Below are 13,224 nucleotides of genomic sequence, written 5' to 3'. Positions count from 1 at the left end.
TTTGTTTTAAATTGTAAACATTATGCAAACAGAAAAGGTTATAGATCACATTGTAAATTGGTTAAAAGATTATGCAACTAACGCCAAAGTTAATGGTTTTGTTGTTGGTATTTCTGGCGGAATTGATTCTGCTGTAACCTCTACACTTTGTGCCAAAACAGGCTTAAACGTTTTGTGCATAGAAATGCCTATACACCAAGCCGCAAGCCATGTTACTAGAGCACAAGAGCATATTACACAATTAAAAAAACGTTTTTCTAACGTTAGTGATGCACGTGTTGACTTAACACCTGTTTTTGAAGAATTTAAAACCGAAGTAAGTCTTGAAGGTAAGCAAGCTACTGTAGATATGGCCTTGGCCAATACAAGAGCAAGATTGCGCATGACAACACTTTATTATTATGCTGGATTAAAAGGACTTCTAGTTGCAGGTACAGGAAATAAAGTTGAAGACTTTGGTGTAGGTTTTTATACCAAATATGGTGATGGTGGTGTAGATTTAAGCCCTATTGCCGATTTATTAAAATCTGAAGTTTATGAGATTGGTGAGTATTTAGGAGTTCCTGAATCTATAATGAAAGCTGCCCCAAGTGATGGTTTGTTTGGTGATGCCAGAAGTGACGAAGATCAAATCGGTGCTTCTTACCCGGAATTAGAATGGGCTATGAAAATGAAGGACAAAGGGAAAACTGCTGATGAATTTACTGGAAGACAGAAAGAAGTTTACAACATTTTTATGGGTTATAACACAAGAAATCAGCATAAAATGATTCCAATTCCTATTTGTGAAATTCCTAAAAGTTTAAGGTAATTATTGCAGTTTGTCGAATAAATTACTCGTCCTGCTTAATTTTTAACTATCTTTATAAAGCAAATCTTCGCGAGACACTTGACTTAGTATATTGTTATTGCAACTGATTAACCCTAACCAAACCAAAATCAATTGTCATGATACGTATTTTGATTGTTGACAGTCACCCTATTATAAGAACAGGATTAGAATTGTTCTTGAGCAGCAAACCCGATTTAAAAGTTGTAGGTAAGCTAAGTAGTGGTATAGAAATTTTTGAATTTGTAAGACGTCATGAGGTTGATGTTATCATATCAGAAATAGATCTTCCAGAACTCAATGGTATTACAGCGCTTAGAGCTATTAAAAAAGAAAATAAATCGATTAATGTATTGATGTTCAGCCATCAACCCGAAGAGATATATGCCATTAGCACACTCAAAGCCGGAGCTTCCGGCTACTTAAACAAAACTGCAGATGTAGAAGCTATTGAGGCAGCTGTTAGAAAAATACATGGCGGAGAATTGTCCTTAAGTGAAAAAATGGACAAACATTTACGCTACGAAGATACTCGAAAGAGTAGAAGCCGTATGTTTAAAAAGTTATCTACCAGAGAAGTTGAAGTTTTAAAACTTTTATCTATTGGACGGAAAAACAAGGAGATCGCAGAAGAGTTAGATATCAACGAAAAAACTGTAAGCACCTATAAAGCAAGACTTTTTAAGAAGCTTAATGTAAATAACCTTGTAGATTTAATTCATCAGGCAAAACATCATAACCTAGCGTAATTAGCCACCAATAACTTTACCTAATTTACGAGATAAAAGCATTTTGAGACCTAAATAATCTTTAACATCTTCCATTACTGAGCGCGTATCTATATCTTCTTTTAAGGTTTCGTTTTTATACTCTGCTACTTTTTGATCTATAAGATAACATCGTAAACTCAAGATTGTTTGGCTCACTAATTGTGATATTGAATGCTCTTTTTCTTTGGGTACGATATGGTTTCGTTCCCAATCATGAAGGCTATACTTTTCATCCTCCATTAAAATACTGGTAACTTCAGTTGCAGATTCTTGGTCTAATTGATTGATAAAATCTTTGGTTGAAAAATTTTCATCCTGGTTTAATCTATCGATGATGGAATAGTATAATTCTCTGAATTTTTCATTAGAGAACATCATTTCATCTTCTTGAAGGTCTAAATATATTTTTTCGAATACACGTGCCTCATGTATAGCTGGCTCTAAAATTAAATCGCCAGAAACCTCATCTTCCTTTAAGATTAAGTCTTCAAATTGTTCCGTTCTATCACCATAAAGCATTAAGATTTCTATAATCTTTCGCTCCAACTCATACTGAACATCAATCTTTGGTTTTTTTTGCTGTTCAGTTTTTACAACTTCAAAAGCCTTTTGGTCTTGTTTGTATTGTTTATTTGCCTCTTGAAACTCCTTTTTACTGATTTGCGCCAACGTACTAAAGAGCACATTTTCGCTAATATCCATGATTGAGGCACATTCTCTCACATAAATTTCGCGCTTAATAGCATCAGGGATTTTTGCAATGCTATTAACAATATCTCTAATGGTTTCTGCTTTTTTAATCGGATCGTTATTCGCTTCCTTAACTAAAAGTGAGGCTTTAAACTGAATAAAATCCTTAGCATTTTCATTAAGATAAGTCGTAAGCTCTTCTAAGGTATTAGACTTTGCAAAACTGTCTGGATCTTCACCATCTGGGAAAGTACAAACCTTAACATTCATACCTTGCTCCAATATTAAATCTATACCACGTATGGAAGCCCTAATACCTGCTGCATCACCATCAAAAAGCACTGTAATGTTATTGGTAAGCCTATTGATTAGCCTTATTTGCTCAGACGTTAATGCTGTACCAGAAGACGATACCACATTTTTAACACCAGTTTGGTAAAACTGAATAACGTCTGTGTAACCTTCTACCAAAAAGCAATTATCTTCTTTCGCAATGGTCTTCTTAGCAAAAAACAAACCGTAAAGCACCTTACTTTTATGGTAAATATCACTCTCTGGTGAATTGAGATACTTTGCTGCTTTTTTATCGTTGGTTAGGATACGGCCACCAAAACCAAGCACCCTCCCACTCATACTATGAATAGGGAACATCACTCGACCTTTAAATCTATCGAAACGTCTCTCGTCCTTAACAATGGTAAGTCCTGTTTTTTCTAAAAACTCTAATTGGTAACCTTTGCCCAAAGCATCATCTGTAAAGGCTTGCCACTCATCAAGCGAGTAACCGAGTTGAAACTTTTTAATGGTCTCTTCAGTGAAACCACGCTCTTTAAAATAGCTCTTACCAATAGCTTGCCCTTGGTCTGTTTTTTGTAAAATTTTCTGAAAATACTCGTTAGCGTACTCGCTTACCAAATACAAACTTTCCTTGGCGTTGGCTTCTTCTTTTTCCTCATCTGTACGCTCGGTTTCTTCAATCTCAATGTTGTACTTCTTAGCTAAGTAACGTATGGCCTCAGGATAGGTAAAGTGCTCATGCTCCATTAAAAAGGTAATGGCATTACCACCTTTTCCTGTTGAAAAATCTTTCCAGATTTGCTTAACAGGAGAGACCATAAAACTTGGTGTACGCTCTTCGCTAAACGGACTGAGTCCTTTAAAGTTGCTACCTGCTTTTTTTAGCTGTACAAAATCACCAATGACCTCCTCTACGCGAGCAGTTTCAAAAACTTGTGATATGGTGTTTTGTGAAATCATACAACTTCTTGTCTTTCGACACTGCTCAAGATAAACTTCAGCAGGAATCTTATTAGTTTTTTTAATTATATAAATGCCATACTACAAAAAAACACTTCGAAAAGGCTTCGACAGGCTCAGCCTGACAGCTATGTGTGAGACGCAGGAATGACTAGTGTGTAAAATTAAGATAATCTATTTGTTTTGGAAATTTGTGTTGAAAAGTTATTTGATAGATTTTGATGAAGCGAAGCAAAAACTTCTCTCATCACGGAAATAAGATAGGATAATGATTATATTTATTGTCATGTAACACGTTGGACAACGTTTGAGAAACCGAGAACTGAATGAAAAAATGGATTTTAATAATAGTCGGAATTTTTCTTATTGGAATTGTGGGAATCGGAATTAAAATCAACTCAGATTTTGATAAAATTGAAGTAGCTTTTCATTCTAAACATTCTCTAAAAGACGAAAGTTTTGTTCTGATTTCCGACTCAATTTCACCGAATAAGAAACACAAATATTACGAATATCAATTTGACAATGGCGGATTTGGATATTCTCGAGTTTTTTGGTCAGTTATAGAAAATACAGAAAACGAATCTGACCTTGAAAAAGGACTGATTCCAGATGGATTTAAAATAGTTGGTTGGACAAATGACAACGAACTGATTTTAGAGAAATGGGAACCTTATGACGAAATAAATAAAACGGAATTGAAAAACGGAACGGAATTTAACGGAGTGAAAATAACTCTTACGGAATAAAAAACGTTGCCCAAAAAATGAGAAATCGAATTTTAACAATATTATTTTTAGCTATAAATCTGACTTTATTTGGACAAGATTCAAAAGACTGTTATGAAATAAAGTATCTCGACTTTTTTGGTTTAGACGAAATGGAAATTATAAAATGGCCAGAATCTGAGCTTGATGGACTATCGAAAATGGATTTTGCTAAAGACAGAGGTCAATCTGAAATAAAAACCAATTTCATTATTCCAATGATTGTCTATCAATTAAAAGAATATCATCCGAATTGTAATAAAGAAATTGATACGAGTTATTTTTATAAAATTTCAGAAATCTATCTGAAAATTAGAGAAATTGACTCGACCGAATTTCAACAAAAATCAATCTCTGAAAAAATTGACTTCATAAGAACTGACTTTTATTCTCAAGTACAGAACGTAGATTATTTGCCGAAAATGACAGCAACTTTCGATGATGGACCTTTTTATGGAGTTGACTATAAAATGGAAACGAAATTAAAGCCAACTAAAACGCAGCAAACGGAATTTGGAACTTTAACTGTTTCAAAAGCTGATGATAAGACAATACTTGCTAGTAAAGACAAAAACGGAAAGATAATTTGGCAAAAGGCAATTACGGGTTTGTCGGACAGAAATTTAACCGAATTACATTTCACCGAAAATCCAATGGAATATAATTCTGTTGCGACTGTTGTACATATGTATTCGGAAGGAGAAAGATTTACACTATATTTAAAAAACGATGGAAGCTTTATGTACTACTTTCATTCGTGGTAAAGAAAATAAAAAAGTTGCACAACAATGGCTATAAGTAATTGCTAGTTATCGCCTATTTCTGAAAATCATATAGAACTTAAGTTAATAATTAAGAAAAAAAGCCCTAATCCATTTCTAGATTAAGGCTTTTAAACACTCAAAAATTGATTGATGAAAAATTGTTTTTAATCCATGTCAAATCTTAAACCTACTGATATGTTATTTTGGTCAAAAGCCTGGTCTTTAAACAACGGATTAAGATCATACTTTACATAAAGGGCTGTATCTCCCCAAGCCAAATAACCACTTAGCCCATACACAAACTCATTAACTTCGAAACCACCACGTTGTTTGTCCTTAATACGGTTACCGTCTTCCTTATATTTTAGTTTTTGCATGCTACCAATATTAAGACCTGCATAACCTCCAAGACCTACTTTAAACTTATTGCGCGTAGAATATCTGAAGTAATCTTTCTTTTCAATCTTTTTAGATGGCCCAAATTCTAAATGTACAGGAAACACCAAGTTTGTGGTTCTAAACTTTGCTTTGCTTAACTCAACCGGAAACTCTTGTAAGGTTACATCACCATCCGTATTAACAAAGTATTGGTTGTCCTTAATATCAAACTTGTTCCACTGAAATGAGAAACCATACTTTAACCTCCAGAAGTTAGTATTGTCGAAAATTCTTGTTTTCCAAGCATAACCCAACTCCATAAAACCAGAGCCACCTAATTTATATGGCGAATCGTCAAAATCCTGACCCTCTATGATGGCATTGTTAAATCCAAATGCAAAGACCAAATCACTAGTGGTACGTCTGTCGTATCTACGTGGTTTATTCTTTTCTTTATCTCCTATCTTTAAGCCAAAAGAATAAGAACCTTCGCCATTTTTTCTAAGACCTATGAAATCTGGATCTATATCAAAATCATAGTCGTCATATCCATTGCGCATTAATAAACTTATTCTAGAGTCTATTATAGCCAATCTATTTTCAATATTAGCAGCTCTCTTTTTGGCGGCTTCTTTCTTTAGTTCTTCAGCTTCAGCAGCAGTAATTTGCTTAGCGTCCAAGCGCTCGTTAATAGCTTCTATTTCTTGCCTTAAAAAGTCCTTTTCCTCTTTTTCAATTTTAATTTTCTGCTCTTCTAGGGCCTCAATTTTGTAGTCTACAGACGTCTTTTTTAAGCTGTCTGCAGCTTTTTCTTGTGCATGTGTCGTAGCAAATGTTAATGATATAATGGCATATACTACTAATCTTGTAATGGTGTTCATAACTGTTCGTTTTTTGATGATTTATAATTGTTTAATTTGATTCTTATTTTAAATTTTAACCACACTTCGACTCACTTCGGCTCACTTCGACTTCGCTCAGTGACCATCGCTCAGTGACCGACACTCAGTGTGACATTCCTCTTTAATTGTTACGCTGAGCTACTGCTGTTTTTACCGTTTCGTAACTATCCTTTAATGCTTCAAAAACCTTACTTCTAAAGGACTGTCCCATGTCATCTTCTACATCCTCTAACAATGATTTTGCGTCCACGGTTCTACTTGTTTCTTTTTGTAATTTGTCTTTAAAAAGTTCTTTACTTGCTACTTTTAAAAGTGAGTCCACCTCTCTATCAGTAACCGTTGTTTTTTCTGTATTTAAATCTTTTAAAGCTTGAGCAACCACGGCTTTATCAATTACAGCTTCTTCTATGATTGCTTTCTGCTCGTTTTTAGAATTGATAATGTTACTAGTGATGGTTTCGTCTACTTTTTCATCAATTGCTAATTGTGATTTTGTTTGACTTTTCGCAACCGATTTGTAGTTAATAATCTCTGTTTGGTTTTTATTACTTTCTTGTTCAGAACTAGTTTCGGGCTCATTACTTTCTGATGCTAATTTTACCTCTGTAATATCTGTTGTTATAGACTGCTCAACTTTGTTTGTATCTTCTTTTGTGTCTTGTTCTACAATTTGAGGTAAGATTTCTTCAGTATCATTAGTTCCTAAAGTTTGCACAACGACAGTTAGTGTAATTATAACTGCTGCTGCAATTCCCATCCACCAAAACCAAGGGGTTCTGGATTTCTTTTCATCAGCATCTAAACGCTGAGACAGTTTTGCCCAACTCTCTGCCGACGGTTGCAAGCTGCGTTTCTCTAGCTTGTCTTTTAGTTGTTCTTCAAATTTAATTGGTGCCATAACTGCTGTTGTTTAGTTCTTTTATTTTTGCTTGAAGCATTTGTCTTGCCTTAAACAATTGCGACTTTGATGTACCTTCTGAAATATTCAATAAATCTGCAATTTCATGATGCTTGTAGCCTTCTATAGCATACATTACAAATACCATTTTGTAGCCTTCTGGCAGACTATCTATTAACTGCTGAATTTCAGCAACCTCAATATTAGTCTTAATATTATTAGTGTAATCTTGCTCTAAATAATCATCTTCAGAAGCAAACTCAATGTGCTTTTGCTGCCTTAAAAACGAAATGGCTTCTCTAACCATAATACGTCTTATCCAGCCTTCAAAACTACCTTCATTTTTAAATGTTTTTATGTACTTAAAGACCTTAAAGAAACCATTCAACATTACTTCTTCTGCCTTGTGAACATCCTTGATGTAGTACCTACATACACTTAACATTTTTGGAGCGTGCAACTCATACAGCACATGTTGTGCTTCGCGATTATTTTTCGCGGCTCTTTGTATAAGTTTCGTTTCGTTTTTATGAAGCTGAATAACTTTCATTTTGTTGGTTACGATTGCTCTTCTATTTGTATAGACGCAAATATCTTGCTAAGGGTTGTATGGAAAGTAAAATATTTTTTTAAAATAATTTTAATCAATTGATTATATGATGTTTAAATATCTAAAATAATTTAAAAATAAAACTCTTGAATGTCTTTTTTTCACTAAAGTGATTAGAAATAAAAGTTTTAAATATTTGTGCTTGTGATTAATACTTATAATTTTACAAGAAAACTGCTATGAGATACTTTTTCTTCCTTTTTATGATTGCTGCATCTGTTTTAAGTTGCAAAAATGACGACGACCAAGCGAACGAACCAGTAATGTTGTCAGAAAATGTTGAAGTTTATAATGGTGATGCCATTGAGAATAGTTATGTTCTAGCCATAGAAAATGGTGGCACTGCTTCATATTTGTTAAATAAGGAAGGTTTTAAAGTTCATGAATGGACATTTGAACATAATCTGGGTAACGATGTGGAAATTTTGCCTAATGGTAAGTTACTTGGGATATTTAAGCCAGAAAATCCTGAAATTGCATTTGGCGGTTTTGGCGGTATTATAAAAATTTTAAATCCTGACGGAAGTACTGATTGGGAATTCACTTATTCTTCTGTAGATTGGATAGCTCATCACGATGTAGAAATATTACCTAACGGCAATGTGCTATTTATTGTTTGGGAACGAATTACAAGTACTAATGCTGCACAACAAGGAGTAGACACATCTACAACAGATATTTTTCCTGAAGTCTTAGTTGAAGTGAATCCTAGCACTAATCAGATCGTTTGGGAATGGCATAGTTTTGACCACATCATACAAGATCAATTTAGCAACTTACCAAATTATGGGGATGTAAGTGCAAACCCTCAATTGATTGATATTAATTATGATGTTGTAGATAATGGAGATATAATGCATGCTAATGGTATTGACTATGACGAGGACAAGGACGTTATCTACTTAAGTGTTAATTATTACAGTGAAGTTTGGGTTATAGATCATAGTACAACTACTGCTGAGGCAGCAACAAATTCTGGTGGCAACTACAACAAAGGTGGTGATTTACTGTACCGATTTGGAAACCCGACCGCCTATAAAAACACACAAGGAGAACGTCTATTTTTTAACAACCATTTTCCAAATTACTTAGAAGGCAATGATCCAGGCGCTGGCAACATACTCGTTTATGCCAACGGTGTTAACCAGTCTACCGTTTTTGAATTAGACCTGCCTGAAAACTTTACCTTAACACCTAATGTCAACAACGAGCCAAATATTGTATGGAGTTTTACTGACCCTGATTTATATTTTGGGAGAATTTCTGGTGCTGTACGTTTACAAAATGGCAATACCCTTATAACTGAAGGTGACTACGGGTTTTGGGAAGTAACACCGAATAAAGAGGTGGTTTGGAAATATTACGGACAAGGTACACGCTTCTGGAGATGTTACGGTTATTTACCGGACGACGAAGCCATTATAAACTTGGATATTTTCTAAAAATTATTTCTTTCTATCGATTACGTAGTTCACCATAAGCTCTAGTGAAGCTTTGTAAGGAGATTCAGGGTAATTATTGAGCAAGTTTAAGGCTTGTTGATGAAAGTCTTTCATTTTTGAAATGGCATAATCTAACCCTCCATTAGATTTTACAAACTCAATAACTTCGTTTACGCGCTTTTTATCTTTGTTATGGTTTTTTACAGAATTGATTAGCCAAGATTTATCCTTATTAGAACAGTTATTAAGAACATGTATTAAAGGTAAAGTCATCTTCTGCTCTTTAATATCAATACCTGTTGGCTTTCCAATTTTTTCTTCACCATAATCAAATAAGTCATCTTTTATTTGAAATGCCATGCCTATGAGCTCTCCAAATTTACGCATTGTTTCCACCTCAGCTGAATTAGGTTTCACAGACGCTGCTCCCAAACTACAACATGCCGCAATTAACGTTGCCGTTTTCTGACGAATAATATCGTAATAGACATCTTCTGTAATATCAAGTTGTCTAGCCTTTTCAATTTGCAACAGTTCACCTTCACTCATTTCGCGTACTGCTACAGAAATGATTTTTAATAAATCGAAATCATTATTATCTATGGAAAGTAGCAAACCTTTAGAAAGCAAATAATCACCTATTAAAACCGCTATTTTATTTTTCCAAAGTGCATTTATTGAAAAGAAGCCTCTACGTCTATTACTGTCATCCACAACATCATCGTGCACTAAGGTTGCAGTATGTATCAACTCAATAACTGAAGCACCTCTGTATGTTCGCTCACTAACCTCACCATTATTCAACATTTTTGCAACCAAAAACACAAACATCGGTCGCATTTGCTTACCCTTTCTGTTTACAATATAGTAGGTGATTCTATTAAGCAAAGCCACTTTACTCGCCATAGATAAACGAAACTTCTGCTCAAAAAGTTCCATTTCATAGGCAATTGGTTGCTTAATTTGTTCGGTTATTTTCATAAATGCTTATAAAACTTTGCAAAATTACGAATAAAGCCTCTTTTAATCGTTAAAAATTGAATAATGTAAATTTAACACCCATGGTAAACAAATATTTGTAACTTTAAACAATTAATCTAAAAACAAACTTTATGAAAAAAATTACTTTACTAATGGCATTAGTCTTTTCCTCTGGTCTAATGTTTGGACAAGTCTTATCGGAGGATTTTGAAGGTGGTTTGTCATTACCAGCAGGTTGGACAATAAACGATATTGCTGGTGGTGGAGACGTATGGACTTTTGCTACAGGTGGTGAAGCTGTTGGGTTTACTCCTCCAAATACTATTTATTATGATAATGGTTTATTTGGTAATTATGCTTTGTTTGATAGTGATGGTATTGGAAACAATGGAGTTGCTGAAAATGCTGCTCTAGAAAGCCCTGTTTTTAATGTGTCTGCTGCATCTATTGTAATTTTAGATTTTAATCATGGATTTACCACGGGTTACGGTGGGCAAGCATTTGTTGAAGTTTACAATGGAACTACTTGGGTACAAGTGGATTCTTACTCTGCAGCTAGTGATTTTGGTGCTGTACAAATAGATGTATCTACCGAATTAGCAGGTGTATCTAACGCTCAAGTTAGATTTAGATGGGTTGGTGACTGGTCTTGGGGCTGGGCAGTAGATAATGTTGTAGTCTCTGCACCTACTTGTGCTGATCCAAACACTTTTGTTGTTGGCCCTAATGGAGTCACAAGCACTAGTTTTGACATTGCTTGGACAGATCCTAATGGTGGTGGTACTGTATTTGATATAGAATGGGGGGTTCAAGGTTTTTTACCTGGATTAGGAACAATGGTTAATGACCTAGCAGCTACTAACTATGATTTTACAGGTTTAACGCCTGACACAGCTTATGAATTTTATATTACGGCTAATTGTACTGGTGGCAATGGAGATAGTAACGAAATAGGTCCGATTTCTTTCTTATCTGGTTTTGATTGTACTACCTATACTGTACCATTTATGGAAGTATTTGACAATTCTAATGCTTTTGCTAGCTGCTATACCACGGAAGATGTTGATGGTGATACCCTTTCTTGGATTTCACAACAAGATTTAGATCTTGATGGTGATACGGTTAATGAAACATTTGCAACAAATGCTAATGGTGATGTAGCAACTACACCTATGAAAAATGATTGGTTAATAGGACCTGCTATTTCTTTAACGGCTGGCACTAATTATGAAGTTACCACAAAATTCAATGTTTTTGGAGGTACACCAAATGCTAGTTTAGAAGCTTTTATTTTAGACGCACCTAATTCTGGTGCTACACAAGTAGCTACACTTTTTTCTAACACAGGAATAGTTACGCAAGGGGCTTTTGAAACATTAGAAACAATGGCCTACGAAGAAATCAATACTTTCTCCGTTGGAATGTCTGGTGACTATTATATAGCTTACCGATCATTTGGTGCTGGTGGATCTGGTTTTGTTCTTATGTTTGATTCAAATATTCAAGAATCCTTAAGTATAGATGAGTTCGATCAAAATACATTTACTCACAACTACAATAAAGACTTAGAAACATTAACTTTAGAGTCTTCTACCTTAACAATGACCAATATCGAAATCTACTCAATATTAGGACAAAATGTGATTTCTAAACCGTTATCTAGTACTAGAGAGGTTATAGACGTTGCATCATTAAATGATGGTATTTACCTAGCAAAGGTATTTGCTGATGGTGGTTCTAAAACTATTAAGTTTGTGAAGAACTAAAAAAAGTAAAGTTTAAATAAATAAAAAAGCGGCATACTTCGGCTACGCTCTGTAACCGTAAGCCGCTTTTTTTATGCTTTATTTTTATTGGCCAACTGACCACAAGCTGCATCAATATCCTTGCCTCTGCTTCGTCTTACCGTTACTGTTATATTATTAGCTTCAAGTGTGTTCACATACACATCCAAAGCTTTAGAATCTGCTTGTTGAAATTCACCATCATCAATTGGGTTGTATTCAATCAGATTCACTTTACTAGGCGCAAACTTGCAAAACTCAACCAAAGCATCTACATCTTTTTGTTTATCATTAATGCCTTTCCAAACCACATATTCGTAAGTAATTCTATTCTTCGTTTTGGTATACCAATACTCTAATGCTTCTCTCAAATCTTTTAAAGGAAAGGTTGCATTAAAAGGCATTATAGATGTCCTCACCTCATCAATAGCCGAGTGTAAGGAAACCGCTAGTTTAAATTTAACATCATCATCTGCCATTTTCTTTATCATTTTTGGCACTCCAGATGTAGATACTACAATTCGTTTTGGTGACATTCCTAAACCTTCAGATGAAGTAATTTTGTCTATCGCTTTAAGCACGTTATTATAATTCATCAGAGGCTCTCCCATTCCCATGAAAACAATATTACTTAATGGCCTGCCATGATACAATCTACTTTCTTTATCTATAGCAACAACTTGGTCATAAATTTCATCTGGATTTAGGTTACGCATACGCTTTAACCTTGCAGTAGCACAAAATTTACAGTCTAAACTACACCCAACCTGAGAAGACACGCAAGCTGTTGTGCGCGTTGAAGTTGGTATTAATACAGATTCTACAATTAAATCATCATGTAATCTCACCGCATTTTTTATCGTTCCATCAGAGCTACGCTGCATCTGATCTACTTTTATATGGTTAATTACAAAATTATCCTCAAGCATTTGACGCGTTTGCAAAGATATGTTAGTCATATCCTCAAAACTATGAGCCGACTTTTGCCATAACCATTCATATACCTGATTTCCCCTAAACGCTTTATCTCCTTGCTTTACAAAGAAATCTCTTAATTGCTCTTTAGTTAAGGCTCGTATGTCTTTCTTTTTAACTTCCATATATTACAAAAATAGGTATTTGTAACCGCATTTTGTTTGAAACAAAAAACCT

At 34.6% G+C, this 13,224-nt stretch carries 12 protein-coding genes; 6 read left to right on the top strand and 6 right to left on the bottom strand.

All coding sequences use genetic code 11. The features are described 5' to 3' along the window. Positions 1–22: 22 nt before the first annotated feature. Positions 23–811, top strand: a complete 789-nt coding sequence (gene nadE, locus ACPX19_RS07400) for an NAD(+) synthase (protein WP_426429374.1) — start codon at positions 23–25, stop codon at positions 809–811. Between the two features lie 137 nt (positions 812–948). Continuing rightward, the gene (locus ACPX19_RS07395; protein WP_426429373.1) at positions 949–1,578 is read left to right on the top strand and encodes a response regulator; all 630 of its coding nucleotides are present in this window, start codon (positions 949–951) and stop codon (positions 1,576–1,578) included. Here ACPX19_RS07395 and dnaG read toward each other — a convergent pair whose 3' ends face one another. After that, positions 1,579–3,546 (bottom strand): DNA primase, encoded by a 1,968-nt coding sequence (dnaG, locus tag ACPX19_RS07390; protein ID WP_426429372.1) that lies wholly within the window; start codon positions 3,544–3,546, stop codon positions 1,579–1,581. 326 nt (positions 3,547–3,872) lie between these two features. Here dnaG and ACPX19_RS07385 point away from each other — a divergent pair, with 326 nt between their 5' ends. Together ACPX19_RS07385 and ACPX19_RS07380 are read left to right on the top strand one after the other, a co-directional pair. Continuing rightward, positions 3,873–4,295 carry a hypothetical protein gene (locus ACPX19_RS07385; protein WP_426429371.1) on the top strand — a complete coding sequence of 141 codons (423 nt, stop codon included), beginning with the start codon at positions 3,873–3,875 and terminating at the stop codon, positions 4,293–4,295. Between the two features lie 17 nt (positions 4,296–4,312). Then, positions 4,313–5,077 carry a hypothetical protein gene (locus tag ACPX19_RS07380; protein WP_426429370.1) on the top strand — a complete coding sequence of 255 codons (765 nt, stop codon included), beginning with the start codon at positions 4,313–4,315 and terminating at the stop codon, positions 5,075–5,077. Positions 5,078–5,241: 164 nt separating this feature from the next. Here ACPX19_RS07380 and ACPX19_RS07375 read toward each other — a convergent pair whose 3' ends face one another. The 3 genes from ACPX19_RS07375 to ACPX19_RS07365 all read right to left on the bottom strand — a co-directional run bounded on the left by ACPX19_RS07375 (position 5,242) and on the right by ACPX19_RS07365 (position 7,805). Beyond that, positions 5,242–6,336, bottom strand: a complete 1,095-nt coding sequence (locus tag ACPX19_RS07375) for a hypothetical protein (RefSeq protein WP_426429369.1) — start codon at positions 6,334–6,336, stop codon at positions 5,242–5,244. A 142-nt stretch (positions 6,337–6,478) separates the two neighbouring features. Next, positions 6,479–7,255, bottom strand: coding sequence for a hypothetical protein (locus ACPX19_RS07370; protein WP_426429368.1), 777 nt, complete (start codon positions 7,253–7,255; stop codon positions 6,479–6,481). Next, positions 7,242–7,805, bottom strand: coding sequence for an RNA polymerase sigma factor (locus ACPX19_RS07365; RefSeq protein ID WP_426429367.1), 564 nt, complete (start codon positions 7,803–7,805; stop codon positions 7,242–7,244). Before ACPX19_RS07365 ends, ACPX19_RS07370 begins: the two co-directional genes overlap by 14 nt. A 239-nt stretch (positions 7,806–8,044) precedes the next feature. On the opposite strand from ACPX19_RS07365, the gene ACPX19_RS07360 reads away from it, so the two are divergent. After that, positions 8,045–9,307, top strand: a complete 1,263-nt coding sequence (locus ACPX19_RS07360; protein WP_426429366.1) for an arylsulfotransferase family protein — start codon at positions 8,045–8,047, stop codon at positions 9,305–9,307. Between the two features lie 3 nt (positions 9,308–9,310). On the opposite strand, the gene ACPX19_RS07355 is transcribed toward ACPX19_RS07360, so the two are convergent. Next, positions 9,311–10,288 (bottom strand): polyprenyl synthetase family protein, encoded by a 978-nt coding sequence (locus ACPX19_RS07355; RefSeq protein WP_426429365.1) that lies wholly within the window; start codon positions 10,286–10,288, stop codon positions 9,311–9,313. A 131-nt stretch (positions 10,289–10,419) separates the two neighbouring features. Here ACPX19_RS07355 and ACPX19_RS07350 point away from each other — a divergent pair, with 131 nt between their 5' ends. Then, positions 10,420–12,054, top strand: coding sequence for a T9SS type A sorting domain-containing protein (locus ACPX19_RS07350; RefSeq protein WP_426429364.1), 1,635 nt, complete (start codon positions 10,420–10,422; stop codon positions 12,052–12,054). A gap of 71 nt (positions 12,055–12,125) precedes the next feature. Here ACPX19_RS07350 and rlmN read toward each other — a convergent pair whose 3' ends face one another. Continuing rightward, positions 12,126–13,172 (bottom strand): 23S rRNA (adenine(2503)-C(2))-methyltransferase RlmN, encoded by a 1,047-nt coding sequence (gene rlmN / locus ACPX19_RS07345; RefSeq protein WP_426429363.1) that lies wholly within the window; start codon positions 13,170–13,172, stop codon positions 12,126–12,128. Between the last annotated feature and the right edge of the window lie 52 nt (positions 13,173–13,224).

The sequence above is a fragment of the Winogradskyella sp. HB-48 genome (assembly GCF_049942685.1).
Taxonomy (GTDB): domain Bacteria; phylum Bacteroidota; class Bacteroidia; order Flavobacteriales; family Flavobacteriaceae; genus Winogradskyella.
Note: the sequence above shows the minus strand (reverse complement) of the source record. Positions and strands in the feature narration are given on the sequence as shown.

Coding starts and splice junctions, on each gene's coding strand:
- dnaG (WP_426429372.1), bottom strand. CDS start 3,546: ATGATTTCACAAAACACCATATCACAAGTTTTTGAAACTGCTCGCGTA.
- ACPX19_RS07355 (WP_426429365.1), bottom strand. CDS start 10,288: ATGAAAATAACCGAACAAATTAAGCAACCAATTGCCTATGAAATGGAA.
- ACPX19_RS07375 (WP_426429369.1), bottom strand. CDS start 6,336: ATGAACACCATTACAAGATTAGTAGTATATGCCATTATATCATTAACA.
- ACPX19_RS07370 (WP_426429368.1), bottom strand. CDS start 7,255: ATGGCACCAATTAAATTTGAAGAACAACTAAAAGACAAGCTAGAGAAA.
- ACPX19_RS07395 (WP_426429373.1), top strand. CDS start 949: ATGATACGTATTTTGATTGTTGACAGTCACCCTATTATAAGAACAGGA.
- ACPX19_RS07350 (WP_426429364.1), top strand. CDS start 10,420: ATGAAAAAAATTACTTTACTAATGGCATTAGTCTTTTCCTCTGGTCTA.
- rlmN (WP_426429363.1), bottom strand. CDS start 13,172: ATGGAAGTTAAAAAGAAAGACATACGAGCCTTAACTAAAGAGCAATTA.
- ACPX19_RS07360 (WP_426429366.1), top strand. CDS start 8,045: ATGAGATACTTTTTCTTCCTTTTTATGATTGCTGCATCTGTTTTAAGT.
- ACPX19_RS07385 (WP_426429371.1), top strand. CDS start 3,873: ATGAAAAAATGGATTTTAATAATAGTCGGAATTTTTCTTATTGGAATT.
- nadE (WP_426429374.1), top strand. CDS start 23: ATGCAAACAGAAAAGGTTATAGATCACATTGTAAATTGGTTAAAAGAT.
- ACPX19_RS07365 (WP_426429367.1), bottom strand. CDS start 7,805: ATGAAAGTTATTCAGCTTCATAAAAACGAAACGAAACTTATACAAAGA.
- ACPX19_RS07380 (WP_426429370.1), top strand. CDS start 4,313: ATGAGAAATCGAATTTTAACAATATTATTTTTAGCTATAAATCTGACT.